Source organism: Pseudonocardia xinjiangensis (assembly GCF_012911925.1).
Lineage (GTDB): Bacteria > Actinomycetota > Actinomycetes > Mycobacteriales > Pseudonocardiaceae > Pseudonocardia > Pseudonocardia xinjiangensis.
Genome location: NZ_JAAXKY010000250.1, coordinates 1 through 5,832 on the forward strand (window position 1 = coordinate 1; position 5,832 = coordinate 5,832).

Annotated in this window: 8 protein-coding genes; 1 reads left to right on the forward strand and 7 read right to left on the reverse strand. The window is 74.6% G+C overall.

Translation table 11 applies throughout. The features are described 5' to 3' along the window. Both HF577_RS36255 and HF577_RS37750 read right to left on the reverse strand, forming a co-directional pair. On the reverse strand, positions 1 to 604 hold a 604-nt coding region (locus HF577_RS36255), incomplete at its 3' end, for an amidohydrolase family protein (protein ID WP_211175390.1). A 5-nt stretch (positions 605 to 609) separates the two neighbouring features. Then, positions 610 to 918 carry an amidohydrolase family protein gene (locus tag HF577_RS37750; protein WP_211175391.1) on the reverse strand — a complete coding sequence of 103 codons (309 nt, stop codon included), beginning with the start codon at positions 916 to 918 and terminating at the stop codon, positions 610 to 612. Between the two features lie 121 nt (positions 919 to 1,039). Here HF577_RS37750 and HF577_RS36260 point away from each other — a divergent pair, with 121 nt between their 5' ends. After that, complete coding sequence (locus HF577_RS36260) at positions 1,040 to 1,936, forward strand: TIGR03619 family F420-dependent LLM class oxidoreductase (protein ID WP_169400520.1); 897 nt, start codon at positions 1,040 to 1,042, stop codon at positions 1,934 to 1,936. Between the two features lie 12 nt (positions 1,937 to 1,948). Here HF577_RS36260 and HF577_RS36265 read toward each other — a convergent pair whose 3' ends face one another. The 5 genes from HF577_RS36265 to HF577_RS36285 form a co-directional block, all read right to left on the reverse strand. After that, entirely contained in the window at positions 1,949 to 2,623 is a 675-nt protein-coding gene (locus tag HF577_RS36265; RefSeq protein ID WP_169400521.1) for a GntR family transcriptional regulator, read from the reverse strand. After that, a complete protein-coding gene (locus tag HF577_RS36270; protein ID WP_169400522.1) occupies positions 2,620 to 3,561 on the reverse strand; it encodes an ornithine cyclodeaminase family protein in 942 nt (313 codons plus the stop codon). Before HF577_RS36270 ends, HF577_RS36265 begins: the two co-directional genes overlap by 4 nt. Continuing rightward, on the reverse strand, positions 3,558 to 4,559 hold the full coding sequence (locus HF577_RS36275) for a proline racemase family protein (RefSeq protein ID WP_169400523.1): 1,002 nt from the start codon (positions 4,557 to 4,559) through the stop codon (positions 3,558 to 3,560). The genes HF577_RS36270 and HF577_RS36275 overlap by 4 nt, the downstream gene beginning before the upstream one ends. A gap of 2 nt (positions 4,560 to 4,561) precedes the next feature. Then, positions 4,562 to 5,470 carry a dihydrodipicolinate synthase family protein gene (locus HF577_RS36280; protein WP_169400524.1) on the reverse strand — a complete coding sequence of 303 codons (909 nt, stop codon included), beginning with the start codon at positions 5,468 to 5,470 and terminating at the stop codon, positions 4,562 to 4,564. Beyond that, positions 5,467 to 5,832, reverse strand: a 366-nt coding sequence (locus tag HF577_RS36285) for a (2Fe-2S)-binding protein (RefSeq protein WP_169400525.1), incomplete at its 5' end; no start/stop codon positions are given. The genes HF577_RS36280 and HF577_RS36285, both read right to left, overlap by 4 nt.

The window sequence follows — 5,832 nt, forward strand, 5'->3', positions numbered from 1 at the left end:
CCGGAGCCAGCCCCACCTCCGCCCCCCGCCGCTCCATCGCGTCGTAGGTGATGAGCGTGGGCACCAGGAACGCCCCGTGCTCCGCCATCAGGGCCGCGGTGGCGGCGTCGAGCAGGTTGCCGTGCTCGACGGAGCGCACGCCGTTCTCCACCGCGTGCCGGATGGCCTCCGGCGAGTACGCGTGCGCCGCGACGTAGCTGCGCCGCCGCGCGGCCTCCTCGGTGACGGCCCTGACCTCGTCGGGCGAGTACTGGGGGATCCGGATCGGATCGGTGAGGGAGACGACACCGCCGGACGTCATGATCTTGATCGCGTGGGCCCCGCGGCGGAACCGGTCGCGCACCGCCTGCCGCAGCGCGTCGACGCCGTCGACCACCTCGTTCATGTGCGTGTGGCAGCCGCACAGGTCGCTGTCGGCGCCCCGGGGGTCGCCGTGCCCGCCGGTCTGGCTGAGCGCCGGGCCGGTGTAGAGGTAGCGCGGTGCCGGGATGAGCCCCTGCGCGATCGCCGCCGCGAGCCCCGGGTCGCCGCCCGCCACGTCGCGGACCGTGGTGAAGCCGCGGGTGAGGGCGCCCGCCAGGCGCCGGGCGCCCGCGAGCGCCACGTAGCTCAGCGAGCGGGACTCGATGCCGAGCAGTCCAGGCCGATCCCGTAGGCGTGGAAGTGCGCGTCGATCAGGCCGGGCAGCACCGTGCCGCCGCGCGCGTCGATCACCAGGTCAGCCGACGCGGTCGCACCTGGCCCGACCTCGGTGATCCGCCCGTCGACCACGTGGACCGGCCCGTCGGTGAGCTCGCCGGACACCCCGTCGAACACCTGGCAGTTGACGATCGAGAGCGACGGGACGAGCGCGGGCGGCCCGGTCGTGCGACCCGGAACGGGCTGCTCGGGAAGCCGGCCGGCGTCGTCCTGTGGCATGCGACGGGATGCTACGGCGGCTCGGGAGATCGACAGGCGCGGGACCCGGGGGTGCCTGCTCGAACTGTGTCGTGTGTCGCCCGCTGTGCGCAGCCGCCGCAACGCCCGCGACGATGGGCGCATGAGGATCGGTTTCGGTGCACCGGTGTCGGGGGCCTGGGCAGGCCCGGAGAACCTCGCGCGCTTCGCGGAGCGGGCCGAGGAGCTGGGCTACGGCTCGCTGTGGACGTTCCAGCGGCTGCTCACCCCCGCCGACCCGGAGGCCCTCGACGTGGTCTACCGCAGCGTGCTCGACCCGCTGGTGGCGCTGTCCTATGTGGCCGCGCGGACGACACGGATCCGGCTGGGCGTCGCGGTGCTGAACCTGCCGTTCGTCAGCCCGGCCTACCTCGCGAAGCAAGCCTCGACGCTCGACCTGCTGTCCGGGGGCCGGCTCGACCTCGGGCTCGGCACCGGATGGCAGCGCGAGGAGTTCGTGGCGAGCGGGGTCACCCTGGAGCGGCGCGGCGCGCGTGCCGAGGAGTACCTGCAGGCGCTGCACACGCTGTTCCGCGACGAGGTCAGCGAGTTCGACGGCGAGTTCTACACCGTGGTGCCGAGCCGGATGGCGCCCAAGCCGGTCGGTCCGGCGCTGCTGCTGGGTGGCGCGGCGGAGGCCGCGCTGCGGCGGGCCGGGCGCCTGGCCGACGGCTGGATGAGCCGCAGCGCCACCGACCTGACGAAGATCAGCGGGCAGATCGCGACGGTCCGAGAGGCGGCCGAGAAGGCCGGCAAGGACCCGGACGCGGTCCGGATCGTGGTCCGCGGCGTCGTCCGCGCCGGTGGCGAGCCCGACCAGCGGCTGTCCGGCTCGTACGACAAGATCCGCGAGGACACCGCCTGGCTCGGCGAGCAGGGCGTCACCGAGGTGTTCTACGACCTGAACTGGGACCCGCAGGTCGGCTCACCGGACGTCGACCCCGCCGCCGCCACCGCGCGCGCCGAGGAGATCCTGCACGAGCTGCGCCCCGACCGGTGAGCGGGCCCGCGCCTACTCGGCCCAGATCCCGCGGACGTGCCCGATGTGGCGGCGCATGAGGCGCTCGGTGCCCTCGGCGTCGCCCGCGAGCACGAGGTCGAGCAGCTCGGCGTGCTCGTGTGCGGACGGCACCAGCTCGCCCCGCTCGGCCAGGCTGCGCAGCCCGTAGATCCGCGACTGCGCGCGCAGCGAGCGCACGTGCTCGACCAGGTGCGCGTTGCCCGCGAGCGCGAGCAGCCGGAGGTGGAACTCCATGTCGGCGGCGACGTGGGCGATCAGGTCGTGGCGCGCGGCGGCGTCCTCGATCTCCACGGCGAGCGGCCGCAGCTCCTCGAGGACGGCGGGAGCGGCCCCCACCTCGGCGATCCGGCGCACCGTTGGTACCTCGATGAGCGCCCGGAGCTCGCTGAGGTCGTCGAGGTCCTTCTGCGACGGCTCGGTGACGCGGAACCCCTTGTTCCGCACCACGTCGATGAGGCCTTCCTTGGCCAGGTCGAGCATCGCCTCGCGCACCGGGGTGGCCGAGACCCCGAACTGCGCGGCCAGGTGCGGTGCGGAGTGGACGACGCCGGGGCGCAGCTCGCCGGAGATCACGGCGGCGCGCAGCGTCTGGGTGATCTCCTCGCGCAGGTTGCGGCGCACCCGCAGCGGGGACAGGACAGGACCCGGCCGGTCGTCCACGGTCATGATCGCCCCCCTCGGCCGGCGCCGGCGGCCTGGTAGGTGGCGGCCGCGAGCACCAGATCCTCCCACGCCATCCCGACGCTCTTGAACAGCCGCGGACGTCCGGGCGGGACCGGCGCGCCGCGGACGAGACCGGCCAGTTCCACCAGCGAGTCCGGGTCGAGCAGGCCCGCCCGTACCGGGCCCAGCACGTCGCCCGCCTCGCGCAGCGCCGCCGATCTCGCCTCCACCACCACCGTCGAGCCGCAGACGGTGGCGGCGTCGACCTCCGCCGCCTCCGGCTCGTGCGACCCCACCGCCACCACGGTGGTGTCCGGCGCGAGCAGGGTGCCGTCGAACAGGGGGCTGCGCGCAGTGGTGGCGCAGACCACCAGGTCGGCGCCCGCCACGTCCCCGGGGTCGCCGACCCGGGCGTCGAGCCCCGCCGCGCCGGCCTCCGCGGCGAACGCGTGCGTCCTCCCCCGGTGCCGCCCCACGACGGCGACCTCCCGGACCGGCCGGATCGCCCGCAGCGCCGCGAGGTGGCCGCGCGCCTGCGGCCCGGAGCCGAACACCACCAGCCGGCGGGCGCCGGTCCCGGCGAGCAGGTCGACGGCCACCGCCGACACCGCCGCGGTGCGGATCGTGGTGAGCGCCGCCCCGTCCAGGAACGCCAGCGGGGTGAGCGTCTGCGCGTCCAGGAGCAGGTAGGCGCCCTGGATGCGGCGCAGGCCCCGGTCCGGGTTGGCCGGGGCCACGGTGGCGACCTTGACGCCGGCGAACCCGCCCCACTGGGCGGGCATGAGCAGCAGCTGGCCGTGCTCGACCGGCACCACGCCGCGCGGGGGGTCGTGGTCCGGGTCGAGCCCGGCGAGCAACGCCTCCCGCACCGCCGCGATCGCGGCCGGCATCGGGAGCGCGCGCTGCACCGCCGCCGCGTCGAGCACGACGGGCCCGCTCACAGCTGGAAGCCCTCGGGGAAGGGGTCGTCGGGGTCCAGGAAGTACTGCGCGGTGCCGGTGAGCCAGGCCCGGCCGGAGATCGTCGGCACCACGGCGGGCAGCGCCCCCACGGCGGTCTCCTCGGCGAGGCGGCCGACGAACTCGGTGCCGATGAACGACTCGTTGCGGAAGTCGGTGTGCAGGGGCAGCTCGCCACGGGCGTGCAGCTGCGCCATCCGCGCGCTGGTGCCGGTGCCGCACGGCGAGCGGTCGAACCAGCCCGGGTGGATGGCCATCGCGTGCCGCGAGTGGCGCGCGGTCGACCCGGGCGCCGCGAGATAGACGTGGTGGCAGCCGCCGACGTCCGGGTTCTCCGGGTGCACCGGCCGGTCCCCGGCGTTGACGGCGTCCATCATCGCCAGCCCGAAGTCGAGCATCCGCTGCTTCTCCGCGCGATCGAACGGGATGCCGAGCTGGTCGAGGCCCAGGATCGCGTAGAAGTTGCCGCCGAAGGCCATGTCGTAGGAGACGGTGCCGAACCCCTCCACCTCGACCGTCCGGTCCAGGCCGACCGCAAAGGACGGGACGTTCCGTATCGTGACGGACCGCGCCACGCCGTCCCGGACCTCGACGTCGGCGACGACGAGCCCGGCGGGGGTGTCGAGCCGGATCGTGGTGAGCGGCTCGCTGACCTCGACCATGCCCGTCTCCACCAGCACCGTGGCCACCCCGATGGTGCCGTGCCCGCACATCGGCAGGCAGCCCGACACCTCGATGAACAGCACCCCCCAGTCGGCGTCGGGACGGGTCGGGGGCTGCAGGATCGCCCCGCTCATCGCCGAGTGCCCGCGCGGCTCGTTCATCAGCAGCCTGCGCACGTGGTCGAGATGCTCCACGAAGTACTGGCGGCGGGCGGACATCGTGGCGCCGGGCACCACCCCCATGCCTCCGGTGATCACCCGCGTCGGCATGCCCTCGGTGTGGGAGTCGACGGCGTGGAACACCCGGTTGGCCCGCATCGTCAGGAGAGCCCTTCCGCGACGACCTTCTCGGTGGCGTGACGCACGGTCTGCTCCTGCTCCGCGGTGAGCGGCACCCGCGGCGGACGACACGGGCCGCCGTAGCGGCCCACCACGTCCATGCTCAGCTTGATCGCCTGCACGAACTCCGTGCGGGAGTCCCACCGCAGCAGCGGGTGCAGCGACCGGTAGAGCGGCAGCGCCACGTCGAGGTCCTTCGCCACGGCCGCCTCCCAGAACCGCACCGTGGAACGCGGCAGCGCATTGGGATAGCCGGCGACCCAGCCCGGCGAGCCGGCGATGGCGAGCTCCAGCGCCACGTCGTCGGCACCGCACAGGACGTCGAGCCCGGGGGCGAGCTCCGCGATCCGGAAGCTGCGGCGCACGTCGCCGGAGAACTCCTTCACCCCGACGATCAGCCCCTCCTGGTACAGCTGCGCGAGCAGCTCCGGTACCAGGTCGATCTTGGTGTCGATCGGGTTGTTGTAGGCGACGATCGGCAGGCCGGCCCGCGCGACCTCGCGGTAGTGCTCGACGACCGCCCGCTCATCGCCGCGGTAGGCGTTGGGTGGCAGCAGCATCACGGCCGCGCAGCCCGCCTCGGCGGCCTGCTCCGCCCAGCCCCGGGCCTCCATCGACCCGTAGGCCGCCACGCCCGGCATCACGGTGAAGCCCGCGGGCGCCGCCGCGACCGCGGTGGTCACCACGCGCGCGCGCTCGTCGGCGGTGAGGGTCTGGTACTCCCCCAGCGAGCCGTTGGGCGTGACGCCGTGGCAGCCCTGCGCCGCCAGCCAGGCGACGTGCTCGGCGAACCCGTCGAAGTCGGGGTTTAGGGCGCCGGACCCGGCAGGCCGCAGCGGAAGTGCGGTGGCCACCAGTACGCCGTGCCAGGGTCGGGTGGGCGTGGTCATCGGTCCTCCGGAGGATCGTCGGGGCTGACAGTGCTGACCGAACTGACGGGGCTGACAGGACTGACAGGGCCCCCGGCGACACTGGCCAGCGTCACCGGTTGCGCGATGGGACGGGTGGCCAGGCCGAGGAGGTCCTGCTCGGTGACCGCCCGGCCGCACGCCCCCGCCACCAGACCGGCCGTGGCGTACCCGCACACGCGGCCCTGGCACAGCCCCATCCCGGGGCGGGCCAGCAGCTTGACGGCGCGCGGGTCGGTGGCGCCCAGATCGGTGACGGCCGCCCGGACCTCGCCGGCCGTGACCTCCTCGCACCGGCAGACCTGGGTCTCGGGCCCCACCCAGCCGGTCCAGCCCGCCCCCAC